We start from the raw sequence: 20,148 nt of genomic DNA, 5'->3' as shown, positions 1-20,148 counted from the left end.
CATTGTTTAAACCTCTTGTATGCAGGAGGGAGAGCCTGGTGCGGCAGGTGCAACACCCCAAAAAGGACGAAGTTTGCTCACGTAAATTACATTTGTTGCACAGTGGGCAAGGCAGGGGTGAACCCATCTATGTCCTGTAGAACCATTTTTTTACGTCATCTGTGGAAAAGCGTTTTATCACCGGTCTGCCGTGAGGGCAGTGGGAGAAGAGGTTCGCCTGAGCCATATTGTTGAGGAGATTGTCTATCTCCCTGGTGGAAAGGGAGGTCCCGGCCTTTACTGCCGCCTTGCAGGCCATATTGGCGAGAATATTGTCGAGGACCCCTCCACCGCCTCTGTTCTGTTCGCTGCCAAATTGTTCGAGGATATCGAGAAACAGTTCTCTGGGATTACTGAGACCTGCAAGGGCAGGTACTGCGGAGATAACAAAGGTGTTGCCACCAAACTCATTGACGGTAAACCCCATCCTTTTGATTTCTTCCAGGTTGTTGAGAGTGAGTTGCGCTTGAAAGAGAGAAAGCTCTACCGTCTCCGGGAACATGAGAGTCTGGCTGACGACACTTTTCTCGAGGTACTGTTTATGGAGCTTTTCATAGAGAAGTCGTTCATGGGCTGCATGCTGATCCACAACAAGCAGGCCCTCGCTGTCCCTGCAGAAAATATACAGGTCATCAAACTGGCCGATGATGAGAAGATTGTGTCTTTGCTGCCGTTTTTCAGGGGCGAGCTGGGCTGCAGAAGTATCGGTAGTCGATTTAAAATCAGGGGTGGATGCGGTATTTTCTTCTGTTTCTTTTTTATGGATGGGCTCCAGACGGGCAAGGAGAGATTGTGAGGGCGGTTCAAAGAGCTTCTGGTCAGCCCATGCCGGAGTGGTGTTCGGGCTTGCAAGGGGACGCTGGTTAAGGTTCTGCTGTGGCAAGGCTTGAGGAGTTCTGGTTTCAGGGTTCTTGCCCTGCCATTCCGTGGAGTGATAGTCACTGTGTATGGGGAGTTCTCGTTGACCGCCAACATCTGACGGACAATTTTCCACTGGCAGCCCGTGGTCAATCGGAGCAGCGCTTCTCTCTGATCTTGTCGTTTGGCCAAAAATTGAAGTTTGGAGAACCTGCTGGTGGTTCTCCATTGCCTGGGCAACAGCTCTGCTGATAAAGGTGTGGACGTCCTGGGAGTTACGGAAACGGACCTCGTGTTTTGCAGGATGCACATTGACGTCGACCTCCTCGTGTGGAATCTCTAGATGAACAAGGCCCGATGGATTTTTGCCCTTCATGAGAAAAGAGCGTAAACCTTCGACAATGGCATGGGTTACCATCCTGTCTTTCACCGCTCGGCTGTTGACAAAAATCCGCAATCTTGCCGGACCAACGGTTACCTTTTCCGGGGGCAGAAGATAACCTGTAACCCGTGTCGTTTTGGCAGGGCCTTCACTGCTGGCCGATAAAGGAATGAAAGGTCCATCATAACGCATCAAGTTTGCCAGGCGCTGGGACAGGTCCTGGCTTGCGTCGAAATAGAGGGTGTCTCTACCATCTATACGAAGAATAAATGTGATTTCAGGGCAACCGAGAGCGTAATTTTTAATGATCTCTTCGATGTGGCCAAGTTCAGTTCTTGTCGTGCGTAGGAATTTTCGTCTGGCAGGGGTCTTGCCAAAGAGGCTGCGCACTTCAATGGTGGTGCCAAAACTACAGCCTATTTCGTGTACTTTTGTGAGTTTACCGTACTCCAGGACGACTCTGGTACCGAGGTCACTGTCTTTTATCCGGGAGGTGAGTGTCAATTTACTCACCGAACCAATTGAGGGTACCGCTTCTCCACGAAATCCCAGGGTCGAAATAGCTCCCAGGTCTTCTTCAGTCTGTATCTTGGAGGTGCCATGCCTCTCAAGACTCATGAGGAGATCGTCCTCATCCATGCCCACACCGTTATCAATGATGCGGATAAGCCTGGTGCCACCGCCCTCAACTTCAACCTCTATTCGGGTGGCGCCGGCATCAAGGCTGTTTTCAACCATTTCTTTGACAACCGATGCTGGACGCTCAACCACCTCACCGGCGGCGATTTGATTGGCGAGTTGTTCGGGGAGAATACGGATTTTAGACATGGTGTAGAGTTTCCTGTTGCGTGTTCATTGCGAGATGTTAGAGTGCGGCTGGCTTTACTCGCATCATTTTTAAATATCGGGATAATTTCAATATGGGTAATTTTCCCCGCAGCTTAATTTAAAAGTAGCAGAAGTATCCGAGGCGGAACTGAAATCATTCAAACATACCCGCAGTAGATAGATTATAATCGGTTGCATGTGCTATCGAAACCACGAATATTACCATGAGTTGTAACTGTGTCATCAGCTAATCAGACAGCGCCTGTGAAGAGGCCGGTGCGAAAAACGACCGTTCGAAGCAAAGTGTACAGAGAAAAAAGTATTTATGCCTTTCTTATCACAATCTGCCTTCTGCAGACTTTTTTTCTGGGCGGGTTGCTTGTCTTGTATAAAAGCCTGAACATTCCAAATATCAGATCCGTTGCCAACTATAGCCCTCCGGAAGCAACGGTCATTTATGACCGACACGGCAAAATTGTTGACCGGATGTTTAATGAAAATAGAACGGTAATACCTCTTTCAAAGATGTCACCTTTTCTTGCCAACGCTTTTGTGGCCGCTGAAGATGGCAGATTTTTCGAGCATCCTGGTCTTGACCTTATTTCGGTTTTACGGGCTGCCATCAACAATGTAAAAGATGGGGCAAAGAGCCAGGGAGGTTCAACCATAACCCAGCAGGTGATTAAATCGTTACTGCTGACACCGGAGAAGACCTATATCAGAAAATTCAAAGAATCCGTTTTGGCCTGGCGTATAGATAAGCTTCTCAGTAAAGAGGAGATTCTGGTAATTTACCTCAATCAGATTTACCTTGGCGAAGGCGCTTATGGTGTTGAGGCTGCAGCCCAGGTTTATTTTGGCAAAAGTGCGGATAAGCTCAGTCTTGGTGAGTGTGCTCTTCTTGCTGGTCTGCCACAGGCCCCGAGCAGATACTCTCTGTTTAATCATATGGATCGTGCCATAGAACGGCAGAAATATGTTCTCAACAGAATGGCCGCTGATGGATATGTTTCCGCTTCTGAGGCCCAAAAGGCTTATGAGGAGAAAACACAGCTTAACCCCCGTGTTCAGTATGCAACCGACGAAAATGCTTATTATCTGCAGGTCGTGAAGAAAAAGGCGCGGGAATATCTAGAAGGGCCGCTGCAGTCTGCTGGCGTAAAGATATACACTTATCTTGATTCCGGGATCCAAAGTCAGGCACTGGAGGCAATCCGCCGCGGCGTCAAGGCAAGCCAGGGCAGACAGGTTATCGCTGGCAAGGATGTTGAAAATCCTCCCCAGGCGGCTTTGGTCTGTCTTGAGACGCAAAACAGCAGGGTAAGGGCCATAGTTGGAGGGACATCATTTAAACAATCCCCCTTTGACAGGGCAACCCAGGCCAAAAGACCGGTAGGTTCAACCTTTAAGCCTTTTGTTTATGCCGTGGCTCTGCAAAAAGGCTGGACACCCCAATCGAACATTGATGATGGCCCTTTATCCATCAGGGGAAAGAATGGTAAAGTCTGGAGTCCTAAAAATTATTCAGGCAGGTACCATGGTATTGTGACCCTGGAAGAAGCACTTGCTCACTCATACAACGCCGCTTCGGTGAGGTTGATGCAAAAAATTGGCTATAAGGATGTTCACAGGCTTGCAAAAAGTGCAGGTGTGTCGGCAAAATTGCCACCGGATTTATCGCTTGCACTCGGATCAGCAGATGTGTCCTTGCTGGAAATGACCGGAGCGTTTCAGGTTTTTGCCGGAGACGGGACATTTCTCACCCCAAGATTTATCGAGAAGATAGTGTTGCCGGATGGCTCTGTGGTCTATCCCGAAAAGATGGGCAAGCGCAGTCGGGTGCTGAGTGCCGCTGTTACCACAAATATGAAAAATATGCTCCACGGGGTCGTCAGCCATGGGACAGGGAAGGTGGTAGCCGATGTCCCAGGTGTTCTCGGAGGAAAAACAGGCACCTCCGATGAAAGTCGTGATGGCTGGTTTCTGGGATACGACAAGACGTATACTACTGGGGTTTGGGTAGGCTATGATCATAACAAGTCTATGGGGAAAAAAGAGAGTGGTGGAGCTACCGCAGCACCGATCTGGAGGGATTTTATGCTGGGTATTGCCTCTCATTAGTCAACAAGGGTTGACCTCAGGTTGAGAAATAAAAAGGCCCGGTACCTTGTGGTATCGGGCCTTTTTATCTGTGGTCTCATCTGTTTATGACACTGAGGTTAACCGAAAATACCCTTGAGTGTAAAAAAGGTGATCATTGCCATGATTGCACCAGCCGGTAGAGTGACCAGCCAGGAGATAACAATATTGAGGACAACCCGCAGGTCAAGAGCACCAATTCCCCGGGCAAGACCAACCCCTAAAACCGAGCCTACAAGGATATGGGTGGTGGAGACAGGTAGCCCGGTGCGGGAAGCGAGTACGACTGTTGTTGCGGCGGCCAACTCGGCACAAAAACCTCTTGATGGTGTCAATTCCGTAATTTTTTTACCCACAGTGAGCATGACTCGGTAGCCAAGTGTGATGAGCCCAAGCACAATGCCAAAACCACCAAGAATCAGAATCCAAAGGGGGAGCGGGGAGGACTGCATTACCTCGCCACCGGAACTTATGATGCTGTAGATTGCAGCCAGAGGACCAATGCCATTAGCCACATCGTTTGAACCGTGGGCGAATGCCATTGCACAGGCGGTAAAAAGCATCATTGGAGTGAAGACTTTTTCCACGCTGGCATAGCTGAAGCTTCTGTTGGCTTTGGGGTCATCTTTGATTTTACGAATAAACGTCCAGCCAATGGCTGAGGTGAGTATTCCAATAAATGTTGCAACGGCAAAGCTCTGGACCGTGGTTAATTCCAGGTTCAGGTGTGCTAAACCCTTGAACATGGTAACAAGAGAAATGATAAATCCAACCAGAAATATGTATCCAGGGGCATATCGCTTGGCATTTTTAAGAGGGTGATCTGTGTCGAAGATGAGCTTGCGGGTGCTCATAACCAGTAGGAAAGAGATGGTTCCACCGATCACAGGAGAGACGACCCAACTCATAACAACACTACCTACCTTGCCCCATTTAACGGCCTCAGGACCGATTCCAACAACGGCAAAACCAATGAGTGCGCCAATTATGGAATGTGTCGTTGAAACCGGCCAGCCCTTTGAGGACGCAATCATGAGCCAGATGGCAGCAGCGAGTAGCGAGGCCAGCATACCATAGATCAGTATCTCAGGGCTGTTGATGATGGAGGATGGGTCGATAATCCCTTTTCTGATGGTCGCTGTAACATGCCCACCGGCGAGGACGGCTCCTAAAAATTCAAATATAATGGCGATACATATCGCCTGTTTGACACTTACGGCACCTGCACCAACCGAAGTGCCCATGGCATTTGCCAGGTCGTTTGCCCCGATTCCCCAAGTCATATAGAGTCCAAAGATGACAGCCAGGATGAGCAGGATTGTTCCGTACGATGCGATAATTTCCATTGAGTACCTTTAGCCTTATTTGGAAAGAAAGAGCAGGACGCGGTCTGCAAGATTTTCAGCTTGATCTGAAATCAGCGCAAGCAATTCTAGTATCCTGTACCAGAACATGACTGAAACAGGGTCGAGTGTGCGTTCTATTGAAAAGAGTTTTTTACGGCATCGATGGACAATGTCGTCAATATTGTGCTCACTCCTGCGCACTCCGGCGATCATTTTGGTCACCTTGTCGTATTCCCGGCCACTGAATCCCAGTTCAAGTAGCTCGTCGAGTTGTTCAATCATCTCACGGGCTGCAGCGCTTATCTCCATGGTTCCTTCCAGGAGCTCATCAAGCAGGTCCTTAAGTTCTTCCGGCACCGTCATGGACCTATAAAGAAAAATCTTGCCTATATCTTCTGAGGTGTCGGCAATGGAATCCTGGTCGGCAATGAGGCTGAGTAAATCCTTTCTGTCAACCGGCAGAAAAAGTGACTTTGGCATATTGAGACGAAAGGTGGATTTGATTTTATCCGCTTCCGTTTCAAGAAGATTGATCTGGTTGGAAAAATCTTCCATCTGTTCATCGTCATTTCTGTATACCGCGTCAAACAATGGTGGAATAAGACAGACACAGGCAAAGACAACAGACATGTGTTGTTGGATCGGTTTGAAAGGAGAGCCCCGAAGGAGTCCTGACAGGGGACGATTGGACATTATTGGCATGGCACCTAATCCTCTAAATAAGAAAACAGTAGTTTAATCTGTAATGTTGTGGAAAATCTTATCTCAGGTAAAAAAGATTGTGTAAATGATTGTGCTATGTATGACAGATGTCAGTCTCATTAATAAATGTAGCCCATAAGTCAACGGTTTTTTACTGTCCGCCCTTGGGGTGAGACACGCACCCGACGGCTGCTGACTTCATTATATAATGCGTTAGTCTTGTCTTTGGTACAAGCAGTTTTTTTATATGGAGTTATTTCACTGGCCTTAGTTCAAATCGTTTATAAATTCCGTCAGAGGTTCTGCCGGAAAACTGATTGGCATGAAGCGATGTGCTGTGCGTATAAAAATGCTTGGTCCGTCGTCATGGGCACTGTAAATGACATGATGATTCTTGATGTTACCCGCGTTGAGCCAATAGCTGCCAAAAGGATCCATAGGGGTATGGCCGACGAAAAATGTTGCCTTTGGCGCAATTTCCAACGCTTTTCGAAACTGCTTCACATCAGACTTATTGTAGCCTCCAAGGTGATTGGAGCGTTGCAGCCGATTTTGGGTCATTTCTTTAATCAGTGGACTGTCAGATGTCATATTGATAATTTCGGCACGGGTTACCTTGCTCCGCGGAGGTCCTGCGTGACAACAGAGATAGTCGGTTGAGCAGACTACATAGGCAAGATTGTTGTAAAAGTGAGTCATCTCTTCCACATATTCTTCACCACGATGTTCTGTCAGGTATTCTCTGAAGAGTTCCCCTTGCAGGAAACCGTTTTTATTAATTTCAGGGCTGAAGCTGTCGTGGTTTCCCCGCAGATAAAAAAAGTTCTCTGGAAAAGTGAGTTTTAATCTAATGATCAGGTCCATTATGAGCATGGATGTTTCAAACTTATCCATTTCATGGGCATTTTCAGAATGGACCGCATCTCCAAGAATGATAAGCGTTGCAGTTTTTAGCCGCAGACAGTCAAGAAGACAGTTTTCACTTAAGATTTTCAGAAAATTATCAACCTGGGCGTGGAGATCGCCGACAATTACGGGAGCTGACTGGGAAGTGAGTTCAATGAGGCCACCTGCAACTCCCTGATCGTTTTCCGGCCGAAATGGTTCATGCTTTAGGAGGGTATTTACTGCACGGATCGAATCAAGGGCCATTTTGGAAGGCAGAGGTACTATCTCCTGGCCGTAAATGCGACGAATTTTCAAAAGAGCCTTATGGCGTCCCCGTTCCAGTCGCTCTCGAAGATCGAGATCATTCAGGAGGAGGACTTCTGTGCTATATTCCGTGCTGAGCGGAGTAAGTATCAAATCTCCTTTGCGGTTGGTGACGCTGAGGTGACGAAGACCAACACTGTCGTCGAGATCAAAAAGTTCTATAAACTCCGGATTTGAACGACCGATAACAATTGTTTCTCCAACTTTCAGCCGTATAAATCCTCTGATTTTCTTGGTAGAACAGGAAGTTTCTGTATTTATTATCCAGTTTTTGTGGGCAATGTTTTTCTTCACTCCAAGGGCGATTTCCGGATTGAAGCGAAGCTCTTTGGTTCCAAGATAGAGTCCAATACTTCGTCCATTGTGGGCAATGCGGCTGACCTGCTGAATTTTTTGCGGGATATTGGTTACCGTAATCCACTCAATGGGATATTTTCTTCTAAAAAGATATTTCCAGCCGGCGAGGGTGTTGAGTCCTGGCTTTTGGGGTATTTTATCCAGGGTCCAGCGGGGCACACTTGCAATACCGGGTTCTGCAAAAAACAAAGGGGGGTTGTCGAGTCCTTTCCTGAGGTACACATTGAGGCCTGCTCGGTGCAGATAGAGGGCGACTTCCCGATAGATTGCCACTTGCTGTCGAACCATCTCAAGGCTGAGATTGTCATCCACTGGAAAATAACCTTGTTCCTGTCTTGCCAGCCGTTGTTGGTATATCGTTGAAGGTCTTGGGATCAGAAATTCGAAAATATAACGGTTGTGCCAATTGGTCTGGAAGAAATATTTCTTCACAGGTGGCAGAACAATCCTGTTGAGCTCGAGCTCAAGAGGTGGGTCGGTTTTCAGCCATTCTTTATCAAAAACAGTGAGAGCCTCTTTTATTCCTTTAAACGGCAGACCGAGATGAACTTCCCGCGGCCTGTAGATAAGGGATTGATTCTTCCACCAGCCATGCTTGGTCAGATCGAGATACCCTTCGTTAGGCCATCCTTTTATCTGTTCGATATAGTATGATTTCCCAGCTCCAGGAGGACCGGTTACAACGAGTTGAAGAAATTCAAGACCTATAGGCAGTTGAACGCCACGAATGGTCTGAAGATCTTTAATGGGCTCGAGTATCTTTTTGAGTGGGTCTGGCATAGATTTTTTGCTCTTCTCCAGAGTTTAACTGTTTGACTCAGAGGATAAGAAAAAGGTAAGGAAATGTAAAAAGGTATTTCAAGATCATAACAGGATTTACTGCTGTACAAAAGATATTAATAAGCACAAAAATCAAAACGTTAGCCTTTCATGGCAAAAGACCCGTGAGGCGGGGGGATGAAATATTACTTTTTATGACTAAGGTATTGATAATGCATGGTTAGTTCGGCTTGAATCTTTTCTGGAGTTATAGTAGAAATGATGTGATATACGATGAGAGAGGGTATCTGTTATGGAAATAATAATTGGTTCAATGCCTCCATTGCCGGCACAGGGAAAAAAACTCCCTGAAAAAAGTACAGGGGCAATAGAAGCTCAACTGTTGCATGTTCGTCCACCCCGTAAGGGAATAGCGGGGCCTTCCGGCATGGAGAGAAGAAATAAGGAGTCCTCCGACCCGATACGGGGAAGGGTGCTCACAATTATGGTGCCTGATGCGTCACAGCTGCCTGCGGACATTGATGTAACTCGATATGATGTGAGCATTCGGCTGATTCGCAAGTAAAAAAAAGGGTTTCAACTGTAGCAGCTGAAACCCTTTTTGTATTAGTTTGCAAAAGGTATTAAAACGGATTCATATTCCAGATACCGCAGGGGCAGGTATCTGCACAGAAACCACAGGCAATACATTTACTGTCATCTGAAACATATTCGTAATCCACATCAAGAGCAACCTGAAAGCCCGTCTGGGTAACAGGGTGGAGCTCTTTTCTGCTGATAGCACCTGTCGGACAGATGGTCTCGCACAGGTGGCAGTCCCTGCAGGAGGCGCAGGAAAGACAACGGTCCGCCTGGTTCTGTTCCGTTGCAACAACTTCATCGGGTACATAGTGCGTAATCGTCAGGGCTTTTTGAGGTATGAGCGGTTTAGCAAATGGCTGCCATTCAAGCCCTTTGATTTTTGCTATGATAAACTCTGCTGCGGTTTTACCGGCACCCAGAGCATGGGTTGCAAGGCCTGGGCGTTCGACATCTCCAATGGCCAGGACCTGGGCATCGGAAGTGAGGTGTGCCTTGTCTGTACTGATCCAGGCAGCTCCACCAACTTTCATTGTTTCAACCGACTCAGGAAGAAAAGACAGAGCAGGCACATCACCTATGGAGATGATGACGGTTTGGGCCGGGATAAGATCACCATCAGCTGTAATAAGCCCCTCATCTGTTACCTCATTGGTGGTCACGGGCCACCTGAAGGTGGCACCTAACGCCTCAGCCGCCTCTTTTTCTTTTCCAAATGCCAGAGGTTTTTGTATATCAATCAGCGTGACTTTATCGGCGCCCAGCCGGTAGGCCTCACAGGCCACATCACAACCGACGTTTCCTGCCCCAATAACGACGACCTGCTTGCCCACAGGCAGAGGTTTATCTGATTTGGCTTTTTTGAGGAAATCAAGAGCTGCGAGTACCTTCTCGTTGCCTGGAAACGCTATCCGTCTTGGGACATGGGTCCCGACAGCCACGACGACATAATCAAAATCTTTCTGGAGCTGGCTGAATTTATCCCTGGTCATTTCCGTTTTAAGGCTCACAGATATGTAGGGTGTATTTAAAAAACGCTTAACTTCTTCATCCCATATAGCCTGGGATAGCCTTTCCCATGGGATAACCTGTGCCAGTTTGCCACCGATCATATCATCCTGCTCGAAGATGTGTGATTCAATTCCGGCAAGGGCAAGTTGCCAGGCAACGTTCATGCCGGCAGGTCCTCCTCCGATGATGGCAACTTTCTTTCCAAGAGGTTCGGCAAAAGGTGGTGGGGTAGCAGTGCCAACAGCCTGCCCTAAGACCTGTACATCAATTGCAGTATCAACCCCTCGTCTGGAACAGTTATCCATACAAAGATTCGGGCAGACGGCACCACATACCGATGCTGGCAATGGGGTATAATGGAGCAGCATCTGGTAGGCCTCGTCCAGTTTCCCTTCGCGGATCAGTCGGAGCCGATCTACAGTAGGAATGTGCACAGGACAGTAATAGGTGCAGGGGGCAGCGGATTCGGCGTTGGCCCAATAGGGTTGTTTGCGACGGAGGTCTCCTGTGACGATGGTGCCTATAGGGCTACGGTCAAGACCTGGAGCCAGATCTCGTAATGGATCACCGCCAAGGGCCTTGACCCAGTGTTCATTTCTAAACTCGGCCATGGCCATGGGCCCGGAAAACATCAAGGCCCTTTCCTGAGGAGTAATTGCGATTAAAATATTCCATTCATCGCGTTTTGACAGGGTCTCCAGGAGGTCAGGTCGACGTATATTGTCCAGATAGCCGGGAAGGTTCTCCATGAGCCATTGCCATTGCTGGTCATCTGGCTGACTGAGTTTTGCATTTGTTTTTGAGTAGGAATCGTCTATTTTCCCGCGAAAATAGATAAGACCACCGACCATACCGACACAGGGCCGATAACCGAGAACGTTCGTTGAATTTTTGGGATTTATCCCGCAGATGACCGCAGTGCCGCCACAGTTAAATTCAGCAAAAGAGTCACCGGTGGAGCCGAGTACCCATAGCTCAGGTCTGTCATAGTCGGGATTCCATTTGGTCATGGTAAGGCCACGGGCACCAATGGATCCCCCTATAAAAACCTTGCCATTGGCCATGGCGTTACAGGCACCGTTGGTCGCATCCCCTAAAACGGAGATCTCAGCTCCAATATTGAGATAACCGACATCATCTGAAGTTGCACCTTCGCAGATGATTCTGGTGCCGGGTTGCCCCATGCAGCCAAGTCTTTGACCAGAAGGTCCTTTGACAGTGATGGTGAGGCCGTCTTCACGCTGGAGACGGATTCCGATGTTGTGTTGACCAAAAGATTCGAGTGTCAGGTCATTTGAATGTGCGGCAGCGTCTCGTACCAGCTTTTCAAATTTCATTGAGCCGATGCGAGCGCCTGCTTCATTAAGACCTTTTACAACTGTTGTAGCCACTGAAAACTCCTTATATCAGGTGTGAATGAGATATTATATTGTCTTCTTCACTTCCTCTAAAATTACATAACTGCATAGAATAGCCACAGGATTGAGGGTTGAATCTGCTATACAAACCGTAGACAGGTCAATAGTTATGCAGAGATTCCATCAGTTTCAGGTATCCTAGCAGACGTACTTGATTTTTAACCGGTCTGCAGCCGCTTGATTACCAATGCCGATAGCATCTGACATACCCACAGGCAGGCTTTGAGACCTGCCAAGAGGTGCCATGATTTTCTTTATCTCTGTGTTTATCGACATAAAGGTTTCCGCGACTCTTTCTGCAACCATATCCGGGTCAAGACGACGGTAGAGTTTAGGATTCTGACTGGTTATACCTTTTGGACAGATGCCTAAGTTGCAGACATTACATCGGTTCATCTCGTTTCCAAGACAACCTGCAACCGCCTGCATGATGTATTTACCGATGTGTACCCCTGAGGCTCCAAGCATGACCATGGCCATACCATTTTGAGCAACGTTACCATTTTTACCGATACCGCCTGCTGCAAAGATGGGAATCTCATTCTGCTTGCCCTGGGCTGCAAGATCAAGATAGCAGTCTCGGACACAGGATGCAATCGGATGGCCGGTGGCTTCCATGGAGACATTATAGGCAGCCCCGGTGCCACCATCGATACCATCAATCATGAGGCCTGCCGCGTAGGGGTTTCTCACAAGATTGTTCAGTACGGACTTGGCTGACGTGGAGGCAGAAATCTTGGGATACACAGGCACCTTATGATCAAAAGCCGTGGAGAGGGTCTGGATCATTTTCATGACACTTTCCTCAATGGAGTAAAGGGTCTGATGCACCGGAGGTGACGGCAGGTCCACGCCTTCGGGAACGCCACGCAGACGGGCGATCAGCTTAGAGACCTTGTACCACATGAGAAGGCCGCCATCGCCGGGCTTTGCGCCCTGGCCATATTTGATCTCGATTGCCGCAGGTTGACACTGCATTTCCGGAATGGCCCTGATGATCTCATCCCAGCCGAAATAGCCCGATGCAATCTGCAAAATGATATATTTAAGATAAGGACTTCTGAGGATCCATGGCGGGCAGCCTCCTTCGCCGGTACACATGACAACAGGAATTCCTAAGACCTCATTGCAGTAGGCCACGCCCTGGAGAAGGCCAAGCCACATGTTTGGTGACAGTGCGCCAAAAGACATGGAACCGATGATGAAAGGAAAGATCTCACGGGTGGGCGGAATCCAGCCACCGTTTATGGTCCGGTCGAGAAAATCCTCGGGAGAAAGAACCCGTCCAAGGGAGGTGGTGACCGTAAATTCATGGCGCCCGGCGTCAAGTGCTGGGTCAGTAAGCATGGAGATCCGGTCAAACATAATTTGATCGAGAAGTGTTGCACCCGGATTATTTCTTCTACCGCCACGTTTAAGGGGCTCACCTTTACGGTTATTAAAGAAAACAGTTCTGTTTTCATTAGTGCCGGGGTGGGGTGTAATCGCATCGTTGGGGCAGACCATTGAACACATTCCACAGCCGATACAGAGTTTGGCCGGATCAGTTTCCTGACGAATCCCTGTAAATGTTCGGTAGTCGTTGCCTCTTTTTTTCTGGAAAACGTCGAGCTTTGGAACTCTCTTGCGCATGTGGGCCAGGACGATCGCTCCTTTGGGACAAACAGCAGTACATTGTCCGCAGAGAGTGCATCTCTCTTCCTTGTGCTCAATTATCCAGGGAAAATCAATTGGAGCTAAGCTGCTAGGGGTAATGGAAACGGATCGTACTGGGACCATATTTCTAATTCCTTTCTCTCTGGGGGAATAATTACTGTGTGTTCGCGCATTGGTTGGAAATCAAGTGAAGGATCACGATCCGGTACCATTGCCTGTACTCCGCAAATTTCTGATGCGATTGCCCATGCACCGTCTCTACCGCCAACAGTGGCTGGTCTCAGTTTTTTCTGATCCATGACCAGCATACAGCTTTCGTCTGGAAGAGTTCCGATGATAGCATTCGGGCCATCAATAATCAGCCTTCGGCACACCTGACGAAGTCCGGTGAGAAATTCACCCTGGGGATGCTCACTCAGTTCTTTGGTGCTGAGCGGGGTAATTATGTGTTTATAGGCCTGAAGGGGGAGATTCAGTTTTTTCAGGGTGTAGTGAAGGATGTGGGTGAAAACCTCACTGTCGCTCTGATAACCTGTGTAACCGGGGATGTCTTTGCCAACCAGCCAGTCGCGTATGGGAACAAAGGCAGTGTTTTCACCATTAGTCATGGTTGATATGCCCTGAATGAAAAAGGGATGGCAGGCATACAGATTAATACCGTAGTTGGTGTTTTGCCGTCCCTGGGCCATGCAGACGCGGGATTTAATCTGACCATCATGGAGACACAGACCGTTGCCAATCTGCAAAGGCCAGCCGACTTCCTTGATCATCGCAACATCTGGGAAAAATGAAAAGACAGCGACTTTATCCTCTTCCGTTGCAAGATTTCTGAGAGCAAGACGCGTTTTCAGCATTTCCGCTTCTCTGACGTCATCACTCTCATCCCTAAAGCGTACAGGCATTCTGTATGCGCGTAAAAAATAACGATAGCGCTCTTCGGCTTCTATATGGCCATCTTCCATGTGAAAACGGTGATCATATTTGAGTTCATAACCTCTATCATCCATATAATCAGTAACACGGTGCCATGCTTTCTCTGTATGGGCTATGCCTGAGAGGATGGGAAAGCGTGGATTGTATTTGAAATCTTCAAATTCCATTCCACGAAGGAGTAGGCCAAGTCCCGATCCATCGTATCCTTCCTGCATGGCTTCCATGGCAGTAAGAACCTCGTACGGTGAGAAGGGTTCATTGGCGGTTTTCAGGGCTAAACGACACATGTTTTCTCCTGACAAGTAGTAAGAAATGCCTTGCGGCAGGAATAAAGTCTATCGGATGCGGACCTACAGGGGGAGTCATGCCGGATAAACAGAGACAAAAACGTATGGTTAAGTTGGATTAATTATACGACCGTTACAAAAAAGTCAAGAATATTGCATGATGAGGTGTAAGATCTTAACCCTTAAAAGGTATACAAAAATGTAAAATGTAGTGCACGAAAAATATTCAAGAATGAATCTTCAGCAAGAAAACGGCGATGATAATCTGATCGTAGAGTGACGCTGCGCATAGAACAGCAAAAAAGACTGGTTTAAAACATTTTTTTTGAAGGAGAGATGCCCAGTTATAGGCTTTTTAATGAAAGGTTATGAACAGCTCATAGAGAAGCTCTGTAAAAGAGGGGTTGTGGAGGAGTAGAAGGTCCAAAGAAAAAGGCAGTATATACAACACAACATACTGCCTGTATTCGGATGAATTTGGATGTGCTCGAAAGTGGCCGAACGATTGAGTGAAATTGCGTGGAATCTATTTGAGCAGATTATCTATTTTGCCAAGGTCCTTTACCTGTTGTACTTTTTGTTTTACTTCAGCAACTTCTTTTACACCTGGGATATCTCCGATAATCTCCTTTCCACCCTCTTCAACCTCACTGATGCCTTTTTTGAAAGAGGAAATTGCTTTTCCCAGTCCAGCCCCGATTTCAGGCAATTTTTTACCGCCAAAGACGAGAAAAGCAATGGCGAGTATGACGATCAGTTCCGGGGTTCCAAGTCCAAACATTGCAGGCTCCTTACAGCTGATGGCAAGCGAAGAGATCAAAAGAAAGATAAATTTGCTCGTTGCCCATGATTTCAGGATAAAACGATGAGATCAACTGGCTATGCCTGGTTGTTCGATCCTTTATCGTCTTCATCTATTTTTTTATTTTCATCTTCTTTTTTGGTCGCTTCCTTAAAGTTTTTAATGCCTTTACCGATACCGGAACCTATCTCCGGCAACTTTCCTGCACCAAAAATTATCACGATTATTACTAGGATTACTACAAGTTCCGGCATTCCGAGTCCAAACATAGTCTTACCTCTTGAAAAAAATAAACAACAGTATATATGGGCTTTTCAGCCTACTCTTTTAATGTCAAAAAATAATCCAGAAGACATTAGATGAGTCATGGCGACTTGTCAAGTTTACACATGCTTTGCCTCTTGTATTAACAAATATAAAGTTAAGCGGCAGGTTGCAGTGCTCTTTCGGCAATATAATTCTGAATTGCATTTTTCTCTGCAGCCATCAGTTCACAACGGGCTTCTTTGTCAATGATTCCGATAATGCTTTCAGGCATCTCTAAAGGAACGTTGATTGCCTTTTCCACCACATCACCAAATTTGGCAGGGTGGGCGGTTGCCAGACAGACAATAGGTACACCACCGGTCTTAAATTTTTGTGCAGCTTTTACTCCTACTGCGGTGTGTGGATCGAGTATATAGCCATATTTCTGGTAGAAATCGGCAATGGTGTTTGCGACCTGTTCTTCTGAGACGGCAACTGCAACAAAATCCCTTTTTATCAGGTCCTGAGACCCCGATAGGTCGATGCGCCCGTTCTCAGCGAATTCTTCCATCAGCGCCTTGGTCTTGTTGGGATCGCTGTCCATGAGGTAGTAGAGGTATCTCTCGAAATTGGAGGCAGCCTGGATATCCATGGACGGACTTGAGGTGATTTTGACGTCGCCAAGGGAGTAATCACCTTTATTGACAAATCTAGAGAGGATATCATTGTCATTGGTGGCCAGAACCAGTTGGCGAATTGTGCCTGGAGGTAGAATTTTTTTGGCTATGTAGCCTGCGAAGATATCGCCGAAATTACCGGTCGGGATGGCAAAGTCCACGGATGAGTCTTTTTCATGGGTGGCAACATGGATACAGCTGTATACATAGTACACAACCTGAGCGAGAACCCTTGCCCAGTTAATCGAATTAATTGCCCCGAGATGATATTTATTTTTGAACTCAATATCATTGAAAATTCTTTTGACGATGCTTTGCCCATCGTCAAAAGAGCCATCGATTGCGATATTAAAAACATTGGCATCCAGAACTGTGGTCATCTGCCTTTCCTGAACAGCACTGACCCGCTTGTGGGGATGGAGGATAAAAATGTTGATATTTTGTTTTCCCCTGACACCATAAATCGCAGCAGAACCGGTATCCCCGGAGGTCGCGCCAATAATGTTGAGGACTGACTTATTTTTCTTGAGCATGTACTCGAACAGGTTGCCGAGAAATTGCAGTGCCACATCTTTAAAAGCGAGAGTAGGGCCATGGAAAAGTTCTAGAATATGCAAATCTCCATGGTGCACCAGCGGCGTCACTTGCTCTGAAGTGAAGCTTGCATAGGAGGCATTGATAATATTTCTTAGATCACTGCCTGGAATGTCATCAATAAAGCGAGACATAATTTCAAAGGCGAGTTCTGGATAACTCAACTGCTGCCAGGAAGCAAAAGTATCGCTACCTATACGGGGAATTGTCCTTGGTAGGAGTAAACCACCATCTTCAGCAAGGCCCATCATTACAGCTTGAGTAAAGGATATCGGGGAAATGCCACCCCTGGTGCTTAAATATTGCATGGTTGAGTAGTTGTGTATTTTAATTTGGCTTGGAGGTTAAAAAGGTGAGCTTTACGCTGCCTCAATCTCCAGTTGCTTTGCCTCGGACCACAGGCCCTCTATGTCGTAAAATTTTCTCTGCTCATGGTAAAAAACGTGAACAACAACATCATCAAAATCCAGTAAGACCCACATACCTTCCTGCAACCCTTCAGCTGTGGACGATTTAACCCTCTTTGAACGTAAGCAACCTTCAATAGCCTCAGCCAATGCCTGAACATGGCGGGTAGATTTGCCGTTCATGATAACAAAATACTCGGTGAAGGTGGTAAGGCCACGTACGTCTAATATGACGACTTCTTCCGCTTTGGTGTCCAGGGCGACTTTAGCGCATATCTGGGCAAGATCATGACCACTCTTTTCTTTAAATTCTTTTTTTATTTGTTTCATTATTTTTTCCCCTCTGTTTGAAGGGAAGTGCAAAATTATTCTTTTGGTTTTGTTTTTCTCGGTGGAAATTCAAAACTCACTGTACCATTTTTAGCAAGAATCAGATAGGCTTCAAAGGGCTTTCTTCTTTTTGAGATAAATCCTGTTATCAACTCGGTCTTCCCGTCAGTTAAAAGCTGCTTAATATTTTCGGCTGTGATCTCTTTAGATAAAATTATTTTACTGATTCGAAGACCTTTTTTTGTTTCTCCGTCGAGAGCCGATTCTGATAAATAAGCCATTGGAGTATCAAATACTTTTGTCCCGTCGATGGGAGAAAAACCCAATGAAGGGCTCTTTTTGATTGCCTCAATGTCGAGTTCGGCCATTGAGTCTGCAAACATAAACTCAATTTTATTATTTACAAGCTTTACTGATGCCGTAAAAGGTTTCCCCCGTTTTGAACGAAAATCGCTATAGGGTCCTATCGTTTCACCATTGAGAAGAGCGATCACATCGCTGTCACTCAGCATCCTGCCCCCGAGAATTTTGCGTATACTGATCTTTTCATCCGCGCTGATGTAAGCGGTGGGGGAGCAGAAAATGTGGATGCCATTGACCGGACTAAACGGTGCTTCAAGGCGAACTTCATCCGCTTCAAAGTTTTTCACCTGATCTATTATATGTCTGGTGAGGGAGCGGATTTCATCCATGAATTTTTCACGGGTAAAATCCCCTTTGAGGATCTGGTTGAGTTTATATTCCCATTCCCCGGTCATTTCAGGAGATGCAAGGACTTCAATTTTCATTGCCTCTAAAAGTGACAAAAGCTCAAATGCTTTACCGGTGGGGGTTAGATCTTTTCCTTCTCGGACCACGTATTTTTCATTGATCAGTTTCTCAATAATGGCAGCCCTGGTAGCAGGCGTACCAAGTCCCCGCTCTTTCATGGCATCGGCGAGTTCATCATCGGCCACAAGCTTATCAGAATTTTCCATGGCTGAAAGCAGGGTGGCCTCATTGAAGCGGGCAGGAGGGGTCGTCTCGTGTTGTTCTTTTTCGCAGTATTCACACAAGACCTTGGCGTTGTCTGGCAACTGGGTGAGAATTTTGTCTTTACCGTCACCTGTCTCGGTCCCGTAGATGCTCTTCCAACCCGCTTCAAGTAAAATTTTCCCTTCTGTCAGAAAGGTCTCATTTTCGACAACGGAATATCTTTTGGTGTTCAGATATTCAGCAGATGGGAAAAATACGGCAAGAAACCGCTGTACGACGAGGGTGTATATTTTCTCTTCAGGTTCTGATAGAGAAGAGGGGAGCACGTTGGTAGGTATGATAGCGTGGTGATCAGAGATTTTGGAATTGTCAAAAATCTTTTTGGAAAAAACAACATAATTTTTGTCAAGAGCCAGTCGGGCGAATTTTTTCAATTTACCTTTAGTCTGGTTCTCGATGGTTTTCTTGACGGTTGGCAGATAATCTTCTGGAAGATGTTTTGAATCTGTACGTGGGTAAGTAAGCACTTTGTGTCGCTCATAGAGTGCCTGGGCTATTCCCAGGGTGTTCTTGGCGGAAAAACCAAACCGTGAATTGGCCTCTCTTTGCAGAAGTGTCAGGTCGTAAAGTGGTGGGGAGCTCTGGCTGGTCTTTTTCGTTTCTTCAGTGACGACTGCAGCCTTACCTGTGCATTTTTGGATCAGAGCGTCTGCGTCTTTTGCATCCCAGAGTCTATCGGCTTTTTTATGGGCGTCAGTGGGGTCTTTTGTGTAGGCGGTGTCAATCCATTTGCCCTCGTAGGCTCCAGAGAGAAAATCAAAAGTGGCGTGCAGGGTCCAGAATGGTTTTGCAATAAATTCATGTCGGGCCCGCTCTCTCTTGACCAACAGGGACAGAGTGGGGGTCTGTACCCTGCCGCACGGTGTAAGGAAAAACCCGCCTCGCCTTGAATTGAAACCGGTTAGTGCCCGGGTTGCATTGATACCTATCAGCCAGTCTGATTCGGAGCGGCAGAGAGCTGTATCTTCAAGGGGCGTCATGTCTTCGTTGTCCCGCAGTGTCGCGAAGGCACTTTTTATGGCATCCGTTGTCATTGACTGAAGCCATAGCCGTTTAAAGGACTTTTTGGCAACGGAGTTGTTCCACACATACTTAACGATGTATTTAAAAATCAGCTCTCCTTCACGTCCGGCATCACAGGCGTTTATAATTTCTGTGATATCTTTTCGGCGAATAAGCTTCTGCAGTACATTGAGTTGAGCTTTTGTTCCTTCCAGACCTTTTAACGGAAACTCTTCCGGGAGGATAGGGAGTGTGTTCATGTCCCATTTTTGATACGCGGGATTAATCTCTTCCGGGTAACAGATGGATACAAGATGACCAATTGCATAAGAGACGACATAACTATCGCTTTCGTAGTGTGTTTTTGTTTTTTTAAATTTACCCGGAAGCGCCTTGGCAAGGTCTCCGGCCACACTCGGTTTTTCTGCTATGATAAGAGTCTTATTGGTCATGAAGAAATTCGTATGGTTAACAGATAAGAGGACTATCTCTATTTCTAACAGTTGAACAATACATAGGTTTGCTGGG

At 46.8% G+C, this 20,148-nt stretch carries 14 protein-coding genes; 2 read left to right on the top strand and 12 right to left on the bottom strand.

Translation table 11 applies throughout. The annotated features are described in order from the left end of the window. Positions 1-127 precede the first annotated feature (127 nt). Positions 128-2,107: a DNA mismatch repair endonuclease MutL gene (gene mutL, locus FCL48_RS05330; protein WP_136871224.1), complete on the bottom strand. Its 1,980-nt coding sequence runs from the start codon at positions 2,105-2,107 to the stop codon at positions 128-130. Positions 2,108-2,383: 276 nt separating this feature from the next. On the opposite strand from mutL, the gene FCL48_RS05325 reads away from it, so the two are divergent. Beyond that, positions 2,384-4,228, top strand: coding sequence for a transglycosylase domain-containing protein (locus tag FCL48_RS05325; protein WP_136871223.1), 1,845 nt, complete (start codon positions 2,384-2,386; stop codon positions 4,226-4,228). 98 nt (positions 4,229-4,326) lie between these two features. Here FCL48_RS05325 and FCL48_RS05320 read toward each other — a convergent pair whose 3' ends face one another. The 3 genes from FCL48_RS05320 to FCL48_RS05310 form a co-directional block, all read right to left on the bottom strand. Continuing rightward, the gene (locus tag FCL48_RS05320; protein ID WP_136871222.1) at positions 4,327-5,592 is read right to left on the bottom strand and encodes an inorganic phosphate transporter; all 1,266 of its coding nucleotides are present in this window, start codon (positions 5,590-5,592) and stop codon (positions 4,327-4,329) included. A gap of 15 nt (positions 5,593-5,607) precedes the next feature. Then, positions 5,608-6,294, bottom strand: a complete 687-nt coding sequence (locus FCL48_RS05315; RefSeq protein ID WP_136871221.1) for a TIGR00153 family protein — start codon at positions 6,292-6,294, stop codon at positions 5,608-5,610. Positions 6,295-6,561: 267 nt separating this feature from the next. Continuing rightward, positions 6,562-8,643: a metallophosphoesterase gene (locus FCL48_RS05310; protein WP_136871220.1), complete on the bottom strand. Its 2,082-nt coding sequence runs from the start codon at positions 8,641-8,643 to the stop codon at positions 6,562-6,564. Positions 8,644-8,935: 292 nt separating this feature from the next. Here FCL48_RS05310 and FCL48_RS05305 point away from each other — a divergent pair, with 292 nt between their 5' ends. Next, a complete protein-coding gene (locus FCL48_RS05305; RefSeq protein ID WP_136871219.1) occupies positions 8,936-9,208 on the top strand; it encodes a hypothetical protein in 273 nt (90 codons plus the stop codon). A gap of 58 nt (positions 9,209-9,266) precedes the next feature. On the opposite strand, the gene FCL48_RS05300 is transcribed toward FCL48_RS05305, so the two are convergent. The 8 genes from FCL48_RS05300 to FCL48_RS05265 form a co-directional block, all read right to left on the bottom strand. Beyond that, positions 9,267-11,624 (bottom strand): FAD-dependent oxidoreductase, encoded by a 2,358-nt coding sequence (locus tag FCL48_RS05300; protein ID WP_136871218.1) that lies wholly within the window; start codon positions 11,622-11,624, stop codon positions 9,267-9,269. Between the two features lie 165 nt (positions 11,625-11,789). Then, positions 11,790-13,430: a glutamate synthase-related protein gene (locus tag FCL48_RS05295; protein ID WP_136871217.1), complete on the bottom strand. Its 1,641-nt coding sequence runs from the start codon at positions 13,428-13,430 to the stop codon at positions 11,790-11,792. Beyond that, positions 13,388-14,527, bottom strand: a complete 1,140-nt coding sequence (locus tag FCL48_RS05290) for a glutamate synthase (protein WP_136871216.1) — start codon at positions 14,525-14,527, stop codon at positions 13,388-13,390. Before FCL48_RS05290 ends, FCL48_RS05295 begins: the two co-directional genes overlap by 43 nt. Before the next feature lie 526 nt (positions 14,528-15,053). Then, entirely contained in the window at positions 15,054-15,308 is a 255-nt protein-coding gene (gene tatA / locus FCL48_RS05285; RefSeq protein ID WP_136871215.1) for a twin-arginine translocase TatA/TatE family subunit, read from the bottom strand. Positions 15,309-15,406: 98 nt separating this feature from the next. After that, entirely contained in the window at positions 15,407-15,598 is a 192-nt protein-coding gene (gene tatA / locus FCL48_RS05280) for a twin-arginine translocase TatA/TatE family subunit (protein WP_136871214.1), read from the bottom strand. A 152-nt stretch (positions 15,599-15,750) separates the two neighbouring features. Beyond that, positions 15,751-17,154 carry a threonine synthase gene (gene thrC / locus FCL48_RS05275; protein WP_136871213.1) on the bottom strand — a complete coding sequence of 468 codons (1,404 nt, stop codon included), beginning with the start codon at positions 17,152-17,154 and terminating at the stop codon, positions 15,751-15,753. A gap of 51 nt (positions 17,155-17,205) precedes the next feature. After that, positions 17,206-17,583, bottom strand: coding sequence for a ribosome silencing factor (rsfS, locus tag FCL48_RS05270; RefSeq protein ID WP_136871212.1), 378 nt, complete (start codon positions 17,581-17,583; stop codon positions 17,206-17,208). Between the two features lie 35 nt (positions 17,584-17,618). After that, the gene (locus FCL48_RS05265) at positions 17,619-20,072 is read right to left on the bottom strand and encodes a DNA topoisomerase III (protein WP_136871211.1); all 2,454 of its coding nucleotides are present in this window, start codon (positions 20,070-20,072) and stop codon (positions 17,619-17,621) included. Positions 20,073-20,148 lie beyond the last annotated feature (76 nt).

The organism is Desulforhopalus sp. IMCC35007, assembly GCF_005116575.1.
Taxonomy (GTDB): Bacteria; Desulfobacterota; Desulfobulbia; order Desulfobulbales; family Desulfocapsaceae; genus Desulforhopalus_A.
This window is presented reverse-complemented; position numbering and strand designations above follow the sequence as displayed.

What these genes read in the sequence shown, in the direction of transcription:
- mutL (WP_136871224.1), bottom strand. Translation starts at nt 2,107, where the DNA reads ATGTCTAAAATCCGTATTCTCCCCGAACAACTCGCCAATCAAATCGCC.
- FCL48_RS05320 (WP_136871222.1), bottom strand. Translation starts at nt 5,592, where the DNA reads ATGGAAATTATCGCATCGTACGGAACAATCCTGCTCATCCTGGCTGTC.
- FCL48_RS05315 (WP_136871221.1), bottom strand. Translation starts at nt 6,294, where the DNA reads ATGCCAATAATGTCCAATCGTCCCCTGTCAGGACTCCTTCGGGGCTCT.
- FCL48_RS05310 (WP_136871220.1), bottom strand. Translation starts at nt 8,643, where the DNA reads ATGCCAGACCCACTCAAAAAGATACTCGAGCCCATTAAAGATCTTCAG.
- FCL48_RS05305 (WP_136871219.1), top strand. Translation starts at nt 8,936, where the DNA reads ATGGAAATAATAATTGGTTCAATGCCTCCATTGCCGGCACAGGGAAAA.
- FCL48_RS05295 (WP_136871217.1), bottom strand. Translation starts at nt 13,430, where the DNA reads ATGGTCCCAGTACGATCCGTTTCCATTACCCCTAGCAGCTTAGCTCCA.
- FCL48_RS05290 (WP_136871216.1), bottom strand. Translation starts at nt 14,527, where the DNA reads ATGTGTCGTTTAGCCCTGAAAACCGCCAATGAACCCTTCTCACCGTAC.
- tatA (WP_136871215.1), bottom strand. Translation starts at nt 15,308, where the DNA reads ATGTTTGGACTTGGAACCCCGGAACTGATCGTCATACTCGCCATTGCT.
- tatA (WP_136871214.1), bottom strand. Translation starts at nt 15,598, where the DNA reads ATGTTTGGACTCGGAATGCCGGAACTTGTAGTAATCCTAGTAATAATC.
- thrC (WP_136871213.1), bottom strand. Translation starts at nt 17,154, where the DNA reads ATGCAATATTTAAGCACCAGGGGTGGCATTTCCCCGATATCCTTTACT.
- rsfS (WP_136871212.1), bottom strand. Translation starts at nt 17,583, where the DNA reads ATGAAACAAATAAAAAAAGAATTTAAAGAAAAGAGTGGTCATGATCTT.
- FCL48_RS05265 (WP_136871211.1), bottom strand. Translation starts at nt 20,072, where the DNA reads ATGACCAATAAGACTCTTATCATAGCAGAAAAACCGAGTGTGGCCGGA.